A 15,360-nucleotide genomic window follows, 5' to 3' on the forward strand; every position below is an offset into this window, starting at 1 on the left:
CAGCCGGCGGCCCGCTGATTAGCGCAATATGGCGGTTGGCGGGCGGCCAGGAAAGTCCGGCCCGCCCCGGCGCGGAAAAAAATCGGTGCCGGCTTAAACTCCGGCCCGGCGGCGGCCTCTAACCCATCCGCCAACCGCCTCCACCTCTCGCCTCCCCTGCCTGCTTGGAAGATCAGGACATCCTCCTCAAGTTCCGCGACCCGGCCAGCCGCAACCTGGCCTTCAACCAGCTGGTGCGTAAGTACCAGAGCAAGGTGTACTGGCACGTGCGCAAGATGGTGGTGGACCACGACGACGCCGACGACCTTACCCAGGAGGTGTTTATCAAGGTGTGGAAGCACCTGGAGAACTTTCGGCAGGACGCCGCGCTTTTCACCTGGATTTACCGCATTGCCACCAACGAGTGCCTGAACTTCCTCTCCAGCAAGCGGCGCAAGTTCTTCCTGCCCCTCAACGACGTAGGCGCCGAGCTGACCCAGAAGCTGGAGGCCGACGAGCAGCTGGCCGGCGACGAGGTGGAGCTGAAGCTGCAGAAGGCCATTCTGCGCCTGCCCGACAAGCAGCGCCTGGTGTTCAACCTGCGCTACTACGACGAAATGCCCTACGAGCAGATGGCCGAAGTCACCGGTACCAGCGTCGGCGCGCTCAAGGCCTCGTACCACCACGCCGTCAAGAAAATCGAGCAGTACGTAAACCAAGCCACTGATTAAACCCCGGGCCTTCACGGGCCTCCAACCGATATGAAAACCCCGTTTCGCCTCGATGAGCACCCCCGGCGCCCCCTGCCGCCGCTGGCTTCGCCGCCCGAGGACTACTTCCAGCAGCTGCCGCGGCGCGTGATGCAGCGCGTGGGCCCGGCTGAGGCGGCCCCGCGGCTGGGCTGGCTCACGGCCCTGAGCGCCCCGCTGCGCACGGCTCTGGCCGCCGTACTGCTGCTCGTGAGCTTTGCAGCGGCTTTCTGGCTGCTGCCCACCGGCCCCACCGCCGCCCCGCCCCTGGCCGGTGCCCGCCTGGCCCTGCCCGCCGCCCGGGCCCTGGCCGCCGTACCCCGCGCCGAGGCCGTGCAGTACCTGCTCTCCGACGCCGGCCCGCGCGTGACCCTGGCCGACCTGGCCGATACCCACGTGGCCGACCACGACCTGGCGGCCGACTTCCTGCCCGGCACCAGCGCCGAAATCCAGGCCGCCCTCGACGAGCAGCCCAGCCTGGATGTGTATTTGTAGTGTTATTTCGCCCCCTTGCAGCCTCCCCTTCCCCGCATGATTCGCTTCCTCTCCCGCTTTTGCCTGCTGGTGGCCCTCGCCCTGCTCGGCAGCACCGGCGCCCGGGCGCAGGCGGCCCCGCAGCCCATGGCCGGCCAGCGCGGCACCCGCCTCGAAAACGCCCGCATTGCCTACATCACCAATAAGCTGGCCCTTACTCCCGAACAGGCCCAGCGCTTCTGGCCCTTGTTCAACGAGTTTACCGACAAGCGCAAGGAGCTGCGCCGTCAGACGCGCTTCAATCTGCGCCAGCAGGACTTCAGCGCCATGAGCGACAAGGACATCCGCGCCGCCCTCGACGAGCAGTTCAAGCTGCGCCAGGGCGAAATCAACCTGGAAAAGGAATACGTGGAGAAATTCGCCAAAGTCATCAGCCTGCGCCAGGTGGTCCAGCTCATGCAGGCCGAGCGCGACTTCACCAAGGAGTTGATTCAGCGCCTCGACAACCGCCGCTCCGGCGGCGCCCCGCGCGGCCAGGATTAGGCCGCCTATTCACAGATGAGCCGAGGCTGCCCCTGACAAGGCAGCCTCGGCTGTTTGTGGCCGCTTCCGGCCGCGGCGCCCGGGCGGAGTGTAGTCAATGCTTGTTCGGATACTAACTAACCCAGGTTGGGGAACGGTGCTAAGGCTAGTTCCCCTCCTCAGATGATTCCGCGCATCAAGCGGCGTGGGGTTAGGGGTGGACGAAAAACTAGAGCTGGAAAGCTAAAGCCTAAATGACGTTCAGACATTAGGTCAATCCCCTAGCCCCCTCAGTTGAGGAGGTGCACCAACCCTAGCACCGTTCCCCAACCTGGGGTAACCATACTCCCGGTAGCGGCCCTTGGAGGCCGGTGCAGCCAAATGGCACGCCTCCGACCCGGCCCTGGCCCCCACCGGCGCTGCTACAAGACCGGGCGGTACCTTTGCGGCTTCTTACCGCTTTGCTTACCGCCCATGCTCACGCCCCGCCAGCTTTTCCTGCGTCACCAGGCCCAGACTTCCGATTTTCCCCTGCTGCTCGAAATCGAGCGGGCCGAGGGCGTGTGGATGTACGGCCCCGACGGCCGGCGCTACCTCGATTTGATTTCGGGTATCGGGGTCAGCAACGTGGGGCACCGCCACCCGCAGGTGCTGCAGGCCATTCACGGGCAGCTCGATAAGTACCTGCACCTGATGGTGTACGGCGAGCTGGTGCAGACCCCACCGGCCGAGCTGGCCCAGGCCCTGCACCACACCCTGCCGCCCGCGCTCGACAACGTGTTCTTCACCAACTCCGGCACCGAGGCCGTGGAGGGGGCCCTCAAGCTGGCCAAGCGCCACACCGGCCGCACCGAGCTCATCAGCGCCCACAACGCCTACCACGGCTCCACCCAGGGCGCCCTCTCCGTTACCGGCTCCGAGGGCTTCAAGCGCAGCTTCCGCCCCCTGCTGCCCGACGTGCGCCACCTGCGCCACAACCACCCGGCGGACCTCGCGCTGATTACCGAGCGCACCGCCGCCGTCATTGTGGAGACGGTGCAGGGCGAGGCGGGCGTGCGCGTGCCCGCCGCCGACTACCTGCCCCGGCTGCGCCAGCGCTGCGACGAAGTGGGCGCCCTGCTGATTCTGGACGAAATTCAGTGCGGCTTCGGGCGCACCGGCACGTTCTGGGCTTTCGAGCAGTTCAACGTGGTGCCCGATATTCTGCTCACGGCCAAAGGCATGGGCGGCGGCATGCCCATCGGCGCGTTTATTTCCCGCCGGGAAATCATGCAGGGCTTCAAGACCGACCCCATCCTGGGCCACCTCACCACCTTTGGCGGGCACCCGGTGTCGTGCGCGGCGGCGCTGGCCACTCTGCGCGTGATTCAGCAGGAAAACCTGCTGGCCGGCGTGGCCGAAAAAGCGGCCCGCTTCCGGCGGCAGCTGCAGCACCCGGCTATTCGCGAGGTGCGCGGGCTGGGGCTGCTGATGGCCGTGGAGTTCGAGTCGTTCGAGGTACTCAAGCCCATCATCGACCGCGCCCTGCAGCACGAAGGCGTGCTCACCGACTGGTTTTTGTTCTGCGACAATTCCCTGCGCCTGGCTCCACCCCTGACCATCACCGACGAGGAAATCGATTGGGCCTGCGCGGCCCTGCTGCGGGCGGTGGCGCACGTCACCGGCACCGCCGCAGGCTAAAGCGGCCCGTCAAGCCAGCTAACCGCACGGGGCTACCCCCGATACGTCCGGGCCCGCTACTCTTTTGGTGGCGGGCCCGGGCTTTTTCGGTCCCTGGGCTGGTCGAGGAGCCGCATTACCCTTATCTTTCCATTGGTTTGACCGCCCGGAGCGGGTCTGCTCGTCCGCTTATTGCCGCCTTATGTCCCTCACCATCCCGCAGCTGCTGATTCGCCTCACCCTACTGCCCATGGTCCTGGCGGCCGTTATCGGGGTGCTGCGCTGGCGCGTGCTGCCGCCCAACCTGCGCGCCCTGGTGCTGCTGATGGGCTTCGTGCTGCCCCTGAACGTACTGGGCATGGCCCTGATGATGCAGCACCGCAACAACCTGTTTCTGATGCCGCTCTACGCCGCGGGCGAGTTTGCCCTGATGGCGCTGGTATACTACCGCACGCTGCGCGCCGGGCGGCTGCGGCGGGCGTTGCCCTGGCTGGCGGGCGGCTTTGCGCTCTACGTGCTCATCGACAGCCTCGACGTGGCCGCCCTGCGCAGCTTTCGCCCCGGGCAGCAGCTGGTGCAGGGCCTGCTGACGTTGCTGGTGACGGGCGGCTACTTCCGGCAGCTGCTCAACGAGCTCCCGGCCGGCCGGCTGCGGCGCGAACCGATGTTCTGGGTATCCTGCGGGCTGTTTATCTACCAGGCTGGCTACCTGCAGATTGCCTTGTTCAGCAACTACCTGCTGCGCTACTCCAAGGAGTTGAACATGTACGTCTGGGCCGGGCACTCGGTCCTGTTCATCTTCCACTACCTCTGCTACAGCCTGGCCCTGGCGCTACGCCCGCAACCCGAGCGGCGGCCCGCGGCGGCCGTACCGGCGTAGCCCGACGACGACCCGCATTTCGTTGCGGCCCGGACAGCAAACAGAGGCGTTCCTGCAGTGCAGAAACGCCTCTGTCGGGCTTGGTTGGTAAGGCTCGGCGCGCTTACAGGCCGCTGCCGTGGGTTGGTTCGCCCTTGCCCTGAAAGTTCAGGAAGGCCTCCGATTCGCCTTTGATTTGCTCGCGGGGCAGGCCGTCGCGCACGCCCATGGAGATTTTGCGCACCAGCACGCCCACAATGGCCTTACGGAAGCCCAGCTTCTCGGCCATGTCGATGCAGAAGTCCATTTCGTTGTCGTCGACTACGCCGTCGGCCAGCATCATGTCGACCAGGTCGAAAATCTGGTCGAACCGCTCGGAGTCGTTGTCGGGCAGGTGCAGGGCGGTATGGCTGGCGCCCGACACTACGCTGCGCACGTCGTTGGCGCTCAAGCCGTTTTTCTTACCGACTGCCACCAGGAAGTTCATTTCCCGCTCGTCGATGTGCCCGTCGACGCGGGCCAGGGCGGCAAGGTTGTGGATGTGGCTGCGGACTTTTTTGCTTTGTTCGCTTTCGAAGAAACCAAACATAGGTCGGGCAGGAATAAAACGGTGAGGGGGAGGGGCCGCGGGGAGGGTTGGGAATTTTGCTACCGGCCCGGCGACCTTGACGGGCAGTAGCGGGGTGCGAGGTTAAGATATGGTTTCGAACCCATCCCATCAATACGGGAAAGCAAAAAAAACTGCCATTTTGCGGCCCAATATTGCGGACAAAATTTAGGTCGGGCGGCCACGGTTGGCGGCTTCTTGTACCTTTGCCATTTCATGGACGGCCCATCCCGGGGTGGCCCGTCCTTCTGACCCCACGAAGAATGAAGCGAATTGGAGTGTTTACCAGCGGCGGTGACGCGCCCGGTATGAACGCCGCTGTGCGCGCCGTGGTGCGCACGGCCCTGTACCACGGAATTGAAGTTTACGGCATCATGCGCGGCTACTCGGGCATGATTAAGGGCGAAATCGTGAAGCTGGATTCCAGCTCCGTGGCCAACATTGTGCAGCGCGGCGGCACCATCCTCAAGTCGGCCCGCTCGCAGAAGTTCCAGACCAAGGAAGGCCGGCAGCAGGCCTTCGACCAGCTCGTGAACCACCGCATCGAGGGCCTGGTGGCCATCGGCGGCAACGGCACGTTTACCGGCGCCGAGCTGTTTGAGCGCGAATTTGGTATTCCGACGGTGGGCGCCCCCGGCACCATCGACAACGACCTCTACGGCACCGACTACACCATCGGCTACGACACGGCCGTCAACACCGCCCTCGACGCCATCGACAAGATCCGCGACACGGCCGACTCGCACGACCGGGCGTTTTTCGTAGAGGTGATGGGCCGCGACTCGGGCTACATTGCCATTCCCTGCGCCATCGGCGGCGGGGCCGAAATCGTGCTGGTGCCCGAGCAGGTGCAGAGCATCGACACGGTGATTGAGACGCTGCAAACGGCCCGCCTGCGCCAGAAGTCGTCCTTCCTCATCATCGTGGCCGAGGGCGACGAGGAGGGCAACGCCACCGCCATTGCCAGCAAGGTGAAGGAAGCCATTCCGGAAATGGACGCCCGCGTAACCGTCATCGGCCACATTCAGCGCGGCGGGGCGCCCTCGGCCGCCGACCGCCTGCTGGCCTCGCAGATCGGCATTGCGGCCGTGGAAGGCCTGCTCAACGGCATGCGCAACGTGATGGCCGGCATTGTGGACCGCAAGCTGGTGTACACGCCCTTCCAGGAGTGCATCTCGCGCAAGAAGATGATCAACCAGGGCTTCATGCGCATGGTGGAAATTCTCTCGGTTTGATGTGCGGAAGGTGGGAAATGTAGAAAATGTGCGGAAGGTGGGGAATGATTAACTCCCGCACATTTCCCACATTCCTCTACATTTCTCCGCATTAGCACATTTGCGGCTGTCAGATAGAAAATTTCGGGAGCGGGGAAGAACAACCAACCTTTCCGACCGTAGCTTACCCGTTGTGGTACTACCGTCCGAATCGTTTCATTTTCTTCCCCGTTCGCATGAAATTTCTCTACTCCCTGCTGCTGGCCGCTACCGTTGGCAGCGGCCCGGCCCTGGCCCAAACGACGGCGCCCGCGGCGGCCGAACGCCCCCATATGCTCGACTTTGGCATCGGCCAAAGCCTGAACGGCTCGGGCGACTTTTACTGCCTGAAAACCCACCTGGGCTACACCTATACGCTGGGCCGGCACCTGAGCGTGGGGCCGCGCCTGGCCATGATCAGCGGGGCCGACGTGATATACTTCGACCGCAACGCGTACGTGCCGGTCAGCTACCACGCCGTCAACCTGGAGGGCGAGGCTTACTACGCGCCCTTCGGCAACGACCGGCGCTTCGTTTTCGCGCTGGGCGCCGGGGCCTACGTGGGCCACACCAAGCAGTACGACGTGTTGTGGGCCAGCTACGGCATCGATAACATCGCCGACCCGGAGCCGCGGCTGCGATATGAGCCCCGCAACACCAAGGGCGTACACGTCGGCTACCTTGCCTCGCTTAACGCCGACCTCGCGGTGGACCAGCAGCGGCGCTGGCAGCTGGGCCTGAAAGTGGCCCTGCAAAACGACACCTACGCCAACATCCTGCCGGGGGTGCAGTTGCGGGTAGGGCGGCGGCTGTAGGCAGTGAGATGGTGAAATAGTGAAATAATGAGCGACGTTCAGGCAATTCGAACGACAACTCACCATTTCACTATTTCACCATCTCACCAATGGCCCGAAAGGCCTCGTCCGGGTGCAGCCACTGGTACTGCTCGTCGCGGCGCAGCCAGGTGAGCTGGCGCTTGGCGTAGCGGCGGGTGTTGCGCTTGAGCAGGCGCACCGCCTCGTCCCAGTCGTAGAGGCCGTCGAGGTAGCCGAAGATTTCCTGGTAGCCCACCGTTTGCAGGGCCTGGGCGTGGCGGTGGGGCAGCAGGGCCTGCACCTCGGCCAGCAGTCCGGCGGCCAGCATCTGGTCCACGCGCTCATCGATGCGCTGGTACAGCTCGTCCCGCTCCCGGTTCAGGGCTATTTTCAGGGTGCGCCAGGGCCGCTGCACCTTCGGGCCGGCCTGGTGGAAGGAGCTGAAGGGGCGGCCGGAGCTGCGGCACACTTCCAGGGCGCGCAGCACCCGCACGGGGTTTTGCCGGTCGATGCGCTGGTGGCTGACGGGGTCCAGCGCGGCCAGCTCCTCGACCAGCGCGGGCAGGCCTTGGTCCGTCAGCTCCCGCTGCAGCTGGGCCCGGATGGCGGCGTCGGCGGGGGGCAGCTCGTCCAGGCCATCCGTCACGGCCTGCAGGTACAGCCCCGAGCCGCCGGTAAGAATAACCACCTCATGGCGCCGGAACAGCTGCTCCAGCAGTTGCAGGCAGTCGGCCTCGTAGCGGCCGGCGCTGTAATCCTCCGTGATGCTGTGCGAATCGATGAAATGGTGGGGCACGCCCTGCATTTCCTGGGGCGTGGGCTTGGCCGTACCGATGTGCATTTCGCGAAAAAACTGGCGGGCATCGGCCGACACTACCTCGGTGCCGAGCTGCTGGGCCAGGCGCACGCACAGGGCGGTTTTGCCCACGGCGGTAGGGCCGGTAATGACCAGCAAAGTAGGCTGCTTGCTCATGCGGAAACGGGAGTGGAAGCTGAAGCCGCGGCGGGCCAGAGGGCGGCGTACAGGCGCAGCAGCTCCTGCTCCTCCTGCTGCCAGTTCAGTTGCCGCCGGGCGCGGCGGCAGTTGGCGGCCAGTTGCTGGTAGCGGGCCTCGTCGCCGAGCAGGGCGTTGAGGGCGGCGGCCAGGGCTTCGGGCGTCAGTTCGGGCACTACCTCGGCCACCGCGTGCTCGGCGTTCAGGGCCAGGTATTCGGGCAAAGGCGAAATCAGTTGGGGCACGGCGGCGTGCAGGTAATCGAAAAACTTATTGGCCAGCGAATAATAGTAGCTCAGCCCCCGGTTTTCGAGCACGCTGATGCCCACCGTCGCCCGAGCCGTGACGCGCCGCAGCTCCGCGGGCAGCACGTAGCCCCGAAACTCCACCCGTCCGGCGGCCAGCAGGCCCAGCGCCGCGGCCCGGGCGCGCAGCGGCGCCGACAGGTCGCCCTCCCCGCAGACGACCAGCTTTGCCTCGACCTGCGGCATGGCTTCGAGCAGGGCTTCGAGGCCGCGGCCTTCATTCAGGGCGCCCTGGTAGAGGATGTAGCCTTCGTTGGGCACTTCGGGGGCCGGCTCCTGCAGGCGGCTGATGTTGCGGATGGTGCCGAAGGGGCGGCCGTAGCGCTGCTCGAATAGCCGGGCCAGGGCCGGGCCCACGGTGTAGGCCAGCGTAGCCCGCGGCACGATAAACCGCTCCACCGCCAGCCAGATGCGCCGCACGGCCGGGCGGGCCACCACTTCGGGCACTTCGGTGAACAGCTCGTGGGCGTCGTAGACGAAGGGCTGGCCGCCGAGGCGGGCGCGCAGCCAGGTGGGCAGGGCCGCGTCGAGGTCGGCACAGCCGTAGGCCGCCCAGCCGCGCTGGCCCAGCAGGTACACGAGCAGGCGCAGGTTGTATTCGAGGTAAAACAGCTTGCCGCGCGTAAACCAGCAGCGCAGCCGGTGCTGCTCGTAGGGCTGCGGGGTGAGGGGCTTGGAGGCGGGCCACTCCCGCCCCACCAGCCGCACCCGGTAGCCGGCCGCGGCCAGCGAGGCGCAGATGCGCTGCATGCGCTGGTCGTAGTTGAGGTCGGTGGTGACGGCGAAAAGCAGGCGGCGCACGGTGGAGCTGCGGAGAAAAACCACTCCGGTGGCACAACCAATCGGCGCGGGGGTTCGGATATATTTGACAAATTTAAGAGGTTAACCCTGCTTGCCGCCGCCTTTGTCCCCGAAGGCCGGCCCGCTGGCCCCCCCCCCGCCCGCATGTCCTTGCTCCCCGCTTCTGCCCAGCCGGCGGCCACCGAGGCCGCCACGTACCGCGCCCTCTTCGACGGCGCCTACGACGCCATCCTGCTCTACGACGAGCACGGCCGGCTTTTCGACTGCAACCAGCGCGCCCTGCAGTTGCTGGGCACCTCGCGCCCGCTGCTGCTGAGCGCGGGCCTGATGGGCTTCGTGCGCCCCGACCACTCATCAGAGGAGCAGTGGAGCAGCGAAGAAGCCCTGCAGCAGGCCGTGCAGCACACGGCCCGCACCGGCCAGGACGACTCGCGCCTGTGGCAGGGCCGGCGCCCCGACGACACCCTGCTCGACACCTGGGCGACCCTGCACCGCCTGGAGCTGCCCGGGCAGCGCCCCGTGGTGCAGCTCACCCTGCGCGACGTGACGCAGAGCCGGCAGCAGTACCGCCAGCAGCAGCACGAGCGGTCGGCCAACCGCTCGCGCGAGCAGCTGCGCGAGGTGCTGGGCCGCGCCGATTTGGGCTTTCTGCAGCTCGACCGCACCGCGCGCATCGTCGACGTAAACGACTTTTTTCTGCACCTGACGGGCTACACCCGCGAGCAGGTGCTGGGCCAGGAATATTTCGGCCTGTTTGCCCCGGAGGCCGAGCGGGAGCCGCGCCGCTACGCCTACCGCCGCGCCCTGGAGCGCGAGGAGCTGCAGGATTTCTTCGAACGCTCCCTGCTCAGCCAGGACCGCCACCGCCGCACCGTGTACTGGTACGCCGAGTTCGTGCGCGACGCGCAGCACGAAATCGACGGGGTGCTGTTCGTGGGCCGCGACGTGTCGAAGGGCCAGTTTACGGCCCGGGCGCTGGGCGAAAGTCAGAGCAGGCTGCAGGACTTCCTCGACAACGCCCACGACCTGATTCAGAACCTCTCGATTGACAACCGCTTCCTGTTCGTCAACAAGGCCTGGAAGGAAAAGCTGGGGTACACCGACGAGGATTTGCCCACCCTCTCGCTCACCGACGTGGTGCACCCCTACTACAAGGCCAAGCTGCTCTACCAGCTGCGCAACCTGTACAAGGGCGAGCGGGTGAACAAGCTCGAAACGGTGTTCCTGACCAAGACGGGGAAGCCGGTGCACCTCATCGGCTCCATCACCTGCTCGTGGGACGACGGCGAGCCGGTGAGCACCCGCGCCATCCTGCACGACATCACCGACCGCATCAAGGCGGAGCGCCTGCAGAAGGTCTACTACAGCATTGCCAACCTGGCCATCAGTTCCAAGGATTTGCACTCCTTGTACGGAGCCATTCACCGGGAGCTGAGCAAGATCATCGAAACCAATAACTTCTACATTGCCCTCTGCGACGAGGCCCGCACGCAATTGCAGTTTGCCTACTTCGTCGACCAGAACTCCCAGGGCGAGAAGGCCATGGTGATGCGGCCCTTCTCCACGGGCGTGTCGGAGTACATCATCCGCACGGGCAAGCCCCAGATTCTGCTCAAGCCCGATTTGCAGGCCCTCATTGCCGACGGCACCATCTCGGCCTTCGGGCTGATGCCGGAGGTCATGCTCTGCTCCCCGCTCAGCATTGGCGACCGGATCATCGGCGTCATTGCGGTGCAGGACTACGCCAAGCCCGACGCCTACGCCCCTTCCGACCTCGAAATCCTGCACTTTATCTCGAACCAGGTGGCGCTGGCCATTGAGCGGAAGCGCAACGAGGTGCAGATCAACAAGCAGAACGCCCGCCTCAACGCCATCTTCGAGAGCGGGACCCACCTGATGTGGTCGGTGGATCTGAAGTCGCGGCTCACGTCCTTCAACCGCAACTACGCGGCCTACTTCCTGCGCCGCAACGGGGTGCACCCGGCCCTGAACATCAACCTCTGGCACGCCGACCTGGCCATGATGGATGAGGATGCCCGGCAGCTGTTCATCGAGCATTACACCCGGGCCTTCGAGGGCGTGCCGCAGCGCTTCGAGGTGCGCCTGCGCGACGTGCGCGGCCACGACACCTGGCGCGAAATCTACCTCAACCCCATTTACCTCGACGACGGCACCTTCGAGGAAATTTCGGGCATTGCCCACGACATCACCGATAAGAAACGCTCCCAACTGGAAATGGCGGCGCAGGAAGAGAAATTCCGCGCCATCTTCGAGTCGTTCCAGGACGTGTACTACCGCACCGACGGCAGGGGCTACCTCACCCTGCTCAGCCCCTCGGTGCACGATATGCTGGGCTACACCCCCGAGGAGCTGGTGGGCAGCCACATTGCCAACTACTACGTGCACCCGGAAGAGCGCGAGGCCTTGCTGCAGCAAGTGCAGCAGCAGGGCGAGGCGCGCAACTTCGAGATTGAGATGCGCCACAAGGATGGCCACGCCGTGTCGGTGCTGGTGAATGCGCGCCGCGTGGAAGACGGCCCCGGCGGTACCGAGGGCATCGGGCGCGACATCACCGGGCTGAAGCAGATGCAGGACGACTTGCGCCGCGCCAAGGACGAGGCCGAAACCGCCCTGCACGCCAAAACGCAGTTTCTGGCCAACATGAGCCACGAGCTGCGCACCCCGATGAACGGCATCATCGGCATGATTGACCTGCTGCACCAGACGGTGGCCTCCGAGGAGCAGGAAGAGTACATCGACACCCTGCGCAAGTCCTCCGACGCGCTGCTGGCCATCCTGAACGACATTCTGGACCTTTCCAAGATTCAGGCGGGCAAGATGGAGCTGAACGAGGAGGGCATGGACCTGCACTACACGCTGGAGAAAATCCACTCTTTGTTCGCCAACCGTGCCCAGCAGAAGCACCTGGATTTCACCTACGAAATCACGCCCCACACCCCGCGCTTCATCATCACCGACGAAACGCGCCTGCTGCAGGTGCTCAGCAACCTGACTTCCAACGCCATCAAGTTTACCCAGCAGGGCGCCGTCACGGTGCGCGCCACCTCGGTGTTTACCGACGGCATCGAGCACACCTTGCGCTTCGAGGTCAAGGACTCGGGCATCGGCATCTCGGCCGAAAACGCCAAGCTGCTGTTCACCAACTTCACCCAGCTCGACACCACGCCCACCAAGTCGTTTGGCGGCACGGGCCTCGGGCTGGCCATCAGCAAGCAGCTGACGGAGCTAATGGGCGGCCAAATCGGCGTCGACTCTACCGTGGGCGAAGGGGCCACGTTCTGGTTTACCATCCGCTGCCGGGTGGCCGAAAACGAGGAGGCCATCCTGCAGGAGCGGCAGGCCGCGCGCGACCGGTCGGCCGTGGGCGTGCTGCGCTTCGAGCAGGCCCCGCGGGTGCTGCTGGTCGACGACAACCCCATCAACCAGAAAGTGGCCGTGCGCCTGCTCGACAAGCTGGGCTGCCGCACCGACGTGGCCGGCGACGGGTTCGAAGCCATCGGACTGGCTACCAGCGGCATCCGCTACGACGTGATTTTCATGGACATTCAGATGCCGGAAATGGATGGGGTGACGGCCATGCGCGAAATCCGCCGCCGCCTGGGCCCCAGCTGCCCGCCGGTGGTGGCCATGACGGCGTATTCGATGAAGGAGGACGCGGAGCGGTTCGTGCAGGAAGGCATGGACGACTACGTGCCCAAGCCGGTAAAAAGCCAGGATTTGTACGAGGTGCTGGGCCGCTGGCGCCCGCAGCTGCTGCACGGCCCGGCCTCCGAGGCGACGTCCGGAGCAGCGGCGCCGGCGCTGGGGGCCGCGCCGACCAGCGTCGCGGAGGAGCCCGTGGTCGATTACGCCGCTGATGCGCGCCCCATCATCGACGCGGACATGGTGGAGCAGCTGCGCCAGCTGGGCGGGGCCGATTTTGCCGCCGCCCTCTACGCCGACTTCGAGCAGGAAGCCGGGCCGCTGCTGGAAGAAGCCCGGCAGTTGGTGGAAGCCGGCCAGTACGTCGACATTCTGCCCCAGCTGCACCAGCTCAAGGGCACGGGCTTCACCCTGGGCCTGACGCGGCTGGCCGAGCAAGCTAAACACTTAGAACACGACCTCAAGCAAGGCCGTACTGAACATGCTACGCGGGATTTTCAGGCGCTTTTGCATTACTTCGCGGAGTTCATCAACGAGTACCCTGCCCGCACCAGCGCGCCCTGAACCAGCCCGCCTGCGCCCCGCTCCACCCTACCCTTCCCCCAAACCCTTAGCTAGCAGTCATGTCCGACTCGAAAACCATTCTGATTGCGGAGGACAGCTCCGTGATTCTGAACCTGACCAAGAAGATTCTGGAGCTGCAGAAGTACCGCATCGTGTCGGCCAAAAACGGCGGCGAGGTGATGAAACAGCTCGAAGCCCAGCCCATCGACTGCATTTTGCTGGATATAAATATTCCGGTAAAAGACGGTATGACCGTGGCCCGCGAAATCCGCCAGAGCACCAACGACCAGATCCGGCAGGTGCCCATCATTGCCATTACCGGCAACGCCAACAACTACTCCATGGACGACTTCCGGGAGGCGGGCGTGACCGACTACCTGCCCAAGCCCCTGGACTTCGACGCGCTGGTGCGCACCGTGAAGCAGCACATTGGGTAAATGGTCAAATTGCTGAATGGTTAAATGGCTGGTCGTTCAACAAATTTCCTGAACGGTCAGCCATTTAACAATTTAACCATTTAGCCATTTAACAATGCAAGTTACTTTCCTCGGTACGGGTACTTCGCAGGGCGTGCCGGTTATCGGCTGCCACTGCGCGGTGTGCCGTTCGGTGGACTTCCGCGACAAGCGGCTGCGCGTGTCGGTGCACCTGCAGGTGCAGGGGCGCAGCATCATCATCGACTCAGGGCCGGATTTCCGCCAGCAGGTGCTGCGGGAGCGGGTTGATCGGCTCGACGCGCTGGTGTTTACGCACGAGCACAAGGACCACACGGCCGGCATGGACGACATCCGGGCCTACAACTTCAAGCAGCAGCAGGACATGCCCGTGTACGCCGAGCCGCGGGTGCTGGAGCAGCTTAAACGCGAGTACGCCTACATCTTCGCCGAGCACAAGTACCCGGGCGTGCCGCAGGTGAAAACCCAGGCCATTCAAAGCGACACGGCCGCTTTTGAGGTCGAGGGCATCGAGTTTCAGCCCATCCGCGCGCTGCACTACAAGCTGCCGGTGCTGGGCTTCCGGGTAGGCAATTTCTCGTACGTCACCGACGCCAACCACCTCTCGCCGGAATCCAGGGAGCAGCTGCGCGGCTCGGAGGTGCTGGTGCTGAACGCGCTGCGCCACGAACCGCACATTTCGCACTTCAACCTGGCCGAGGCCCTGGAGGTCATCGAGGACGTGCAGCCCGGCCGGGCCTACCTCACCCACATCAGCCACCTGCTGGGCCGCCACCGCGAAGTGGAAGCCACCCTGCCCGCCCACGTGCGCCTGGCCTACGACGGGCTGCGGCTACAGCTGTGAGCCTGATGATTGCTACTACTACTCCGCTGGACTTACTGACGGAGGTTATCGAAACCTCCTACCGCCTACTTGCGCAAAAACTCGCCAACGGAGGGGTAAAAGCGCGCAACGAAGCGGCCTTGCAGCACGAATTCGGCCATATTTTGCGCACAATTGGCGAACTGTACGAGTTCAGTTCGGCGCACCGGTTTCAACTTGAGTTCGAGTCCTACCTGGAGTTGACGGCTCCAACCATCAAGAGCACGACTACCCGCGCCCGGGTTGATTTAGTGCTGGATTACTCAACCCCGTCGGGCTCTGCGCGCGCTGCCATTGAGCTAAAGTTCTTCAAGAAGGCTAATCACCGGGAGCCAAATAACCGCTACGACGTCTTCAAGGACCTTTCAAACCTGGAACAGTACCGGCAGCACGGAATCGACCAGTGCTATTTCGTGCTGGTAACAGACCATGCGCATTATGTGCATCAGTCGGCATATTCTCCCGACACGGCCGGCTTTGATTTCCGCCACGGCAGTTCCTACGCAGCGGCTACCGAGTTAGTCTATGCTACTACCGTTCCATATGGGCCACCGGTGCGGTTGCAGCAGAGTTATCAGTTTGCCTGGGACAGTATCGATGATTTGTATTTTCTGAAAGTCAGTGTTTGAAATTCCTGTCAATAGTGCTTCGGCGTCTGCCCCACGTCGCCAGCATCTGCCGCGACTATGCCCGCCGGCTTCAGGGGCATCTGCCCCGCTGACTGTAGGCCGCTGAACGGCAGCAAACCCAAGTTGCGGGGCGCCCGCGCGTGGCCGCGTCGTAGCGCGAACTTTGTAGT

At 64.5% G+C, this 15,360-nt stretch carries 14 protein-coding genes; 11 read left to right on the forward strand and 3 right to left on the reverse strand.

Translation table 11 applies throughout. The annotated features are described in order from the left end of the window. The first annotated feature begins 164 nt into the window (after nucleotides 1–164). The 5 genes from EJV47_RS20680 (at nucleotide 165) to EJV47_RS20700 (ending at nucleotide 4,263) form a co-directional block, all read left to right on the forward strand. Nucleotides 165–710 carry an RNA polymerase sigma factor gene (locus tag EJV47_RS20680; RefSeq protein WP_126695111.1) on the forward strand — a complete coding sequence of 182 codons (546 nt, stop codon included), beginning with the start codon at nucleotides 165–167 and terminating at the stop codon, nucleotides 708–710. A gap of 30 nt (nucleotides 711–740) precedes the next feature. After that, a complete protein-coding gene (locus EJV47_RS20685; RefSeq protein WP_126695112.1) occupies nucleotides 741–1,223 on the forward strand; it encodes a hypothetical protein in 483 nt (160 codons plus the stop codon). A 36-nt stretch (nucleotides 1,224–1,259) separates the two neighbouring features. Further along, entirely contained in the window at nucleotides 1,260–1,745 is a 486-nt protein-coding gene (locus EJV47_RS20690) for a hypothetical protein (RefSeq protein ID WP_126695113.1), read from the forward strand. A gap of 453 nt (nucleotides 1,746–2,198) precedes the next feature. Beyond that, nucleotides 2,199–3,404: an aspartate aminotransferase family protein gene (locus tag EJV47_RS20695; protein WP_126695114.1), complete on the forward strand. Its 1,206-nt coding sequence runs from the start codon at nucleotides 2,199–2,201 to the stop codon at nucleotides 3,402–3,404. Nucleotides 3,405–3,585: 181 nt separating this feature from the next. Continuing rightward, the gene (locus tag EJV47_RS20700) at nucleotides 3,586–4,263 is read left to right on the forward strand and encodes a hypothetical protein (RefSeq protein ID WP_126695115.1); all 678 of its coding nucleotides are present in this window, start codon (nucleotides 3,586–3,588) and stop codon (nucleotides 4,261–4,263) included. Nucleotides 4,264–4,366: 103 nt separating this feature from the next. Here EJV47_RS20700 and EJV47_RS20705 read toward each other — a convergent pair whose 3' ends face one another. Next, nucleotides 4,367–4,831 (reverse strand): tellurite resistance TerB family protein, encoded by a 465-nt coding sequence (locus EJV47_RS20705; protein WP_126695116.1) that lies wholly within the window; start codon nucleotides 4,829–4,831, stop codon nucleotides 4,367–4,369. A 281-nt stretch (nucleotides 4,832–5,112) separates the two neighbouring features. Here EJV47_RS20705 and pfkA point away from each other — a divergent pair, with 281 nt between their 5' ends. Continuing rightward, nucleotides 5,113–6,084 carry a 6-phosphofructokinase gene (gene pfkA, locus EJV47_RS20710; RefSeq protein WP_126695117.1) on the forward strand — a complete coding sequence of 324 codons (972 nt, stop codon included), beginning with the start codon at nucleotides 5,113–5,115 and terminating at the stop codon, nucleotides 6,082–6,084. A gap of 215 nt (nucleotides 6,085–6,299) precedes the next feature. Next, on the forward strand, nucleotides 6,300–6,917 hold the full coding sequence (locus tag EJV47_RS20715) for a hypothetical protein (RefSeq protein WP_126695118.1): 618 nt from the start codon (nucleotides 6,300–6,302) through the stop codon (nucleotides 6,915–6,917). Nucleotides 6,918–6,987: 70 nt separating this feature from the next. On the opposite strand, the gene miaA is transcribed toward EJV47_RS20715, so the two are convergent. Continuing rightward, the gene (miaA, locus tag EJV47_RS20720; protein WP_126695119.1) at nucleotides 6,988–7,890 is read right to left on the reverse strand and encodes a tRNA (adenosine(37)-N6)-dimethylallyltransferase MiaA; all 903 of its coding nucleotides are present in this window, start codon (nucleotides 7,888–7,890) and stop codon (nucleotides 6,988–6,990) included. Beyond that, a complete protein-coding gene (locus tag EJV47_RS20725) occupies nucleotides 7,887–9,017 on the reverse strand; it encodes a glycosyltransferase (RefSeq protein ID WP_126695120.1) in 1,131 nt (376 codons plus the stop codon). The genes miaA and EJV47_RS20725 overlap by 4 nt, the downstream gene beginning before the upstream one ends. A 144-nt stretch (nucleotides 9,018–9,161) precedes the next feature. Between EJV47_RS20725 and EJV47_RS20730 the strand changes: the two genes are divergently transcribed. From EJV47_RS20730 to EJV47_RS20745, 4 genes are all read left to right on the forward strand, one after another. Next, on the forward strand, nucleotides 9,162–13,244 hold the full coding sequence (locus EJV47_RS20730; protein ID WP_126695121.1) for a PAS domain S-box protein: 4,083 nt from the start codon (nucleotides 9,162–9,164) through the stop codon (nucleotides 13,242–13,244). Nucleotides 13,245–13,303: 59 nt separating this feature from the next. Further along, entirely contained in the window at nucleotides 13,304–13,681 is a 378-nt protein-coding gene (locus tag EJV47_RS20735; RefSeq protein ID WP_126695122.1) for a response regulator, read from the forward strand. A 94-nt stretch (nucleotides 13,682–13,775) separates the two neighbouring features. Further along, on the forward strand, nucleotides 13,776–14,543 hold the full coding sequence (locus EJV47_RS20740) for an MBL fold metallo-hydrolase (protein WP_126695123.1): 768 nt from the start codon (nucleotides 13,776–13,778) through the stop codon (nucleotides 14,541–14,543). A gap of 5 nt (nucleotides 14,544–14,548) precedes the next feature. Further along, complete coding sequence (locus tag EJV47_RS20745) at nucleotides 14,549–15,190, forward strand: hypothetical protein (protein ID WP_126695124.1); 642 nt, start codon at nucleotides 14,549–14,551, stop codon at nucleotides 15,188–15,190. The last annotated feature ends 170 nt before the right edge of the window (nucleotides 15,191–15,360 follow it).

Origin of the sequence: Hymenobacter gummosus, assembly GCF_003970915.1 — a bacterium.
In the GTDB taxonomy this organism is placed as follows: domain Bacteria; phylum Bacteroidota; class Bacteroidia; order Cytophagales; family Hymenobacteraceae; genus Solirubrum; species Solirubrum gummosum.

Coding starts and splice junctions, on each gene's coding strand:
- EJV47_RS20695 (WP_126695114.1), top strand. CDS start 2,199: ATGCTCACGCCCCGCCAGCTTTTCCTGCGTCACCAGGCCCAGACTTCC.
- EJV47_RS20685 (WP_126695112.1), top strand. CDS start 741: ATGAAAACCCCGTTTCGCCTCGATGAGCACCCCCGGCGCCCCCTGCCG.
- miaA (WP_126695119.1), bottom strand. CDS start 7,890: ATGAGCAAGCAGCCTACTTTGCTGGTCATTACCGGCCCTACCGCCGTG.
- EJV47_RS20715 (WP_126695118.1), top strand. CDS start 6,300: ATGAAATTTCTCTACTCCCTGCTGCTGGCCGCTACCGTTGGCAGCGGC.
- EJV47_RS20700 (WP_126695115.1), top strand. CDS start 3,586: ATGTCCCTCACCATCCCGCAGCTGCTGATTCGCCTCACCCTACTGCCC.
- EJV47_RS20690 (WP_126695113.1), top strand. CDS start 1,260: ATGATTCGCTTCCTCTCCCGCTTTTGCCTGCTGGTGGCCCTCGCCCTG.
- EJV47_RS20745 (WP_126695124.1), top strand. CDS start 14,549: ATGATTGCTACTACTACTCCGCTGGACTTACTGACGGAGGTTATCGAA.
- EJV47_RS20705 (WP_126695116.1), bottom strand. CDS start 4,831: ATGTTTGGTTTCTTCGAAAGCGAACAAAGCAAAAAAGTCCGCAGCCAC.
- EJV47_RS20735 (WP_126695122.1), top strand. CDS start 13,304: ATGTCCGACTCGAAAACCATTCTGATTGCGGAGGACAGCTCCGTGATT.
- EJV47_RS20740 (WP_126695123.1), top strand. CDS start 13,776: ATGCAAGTTACTTTCCTCGGTACGGGTACTTCGCAGGGCGTGCCGGTT.
- EJV47_RS20730 (WP_126695121.1), top strand. CDS start 9,162: ATGTCCTTGCTCCCCGCTTCTGCCCAGCCGGCGGCCACCGAGGCCGCC.
- pfkA (WP_126695117.1), top strand. CDS start 5,113: ATGAAGCGAATTGGAGTGTTTACCAGCGGCGGTGACGCGCCCGGTATG.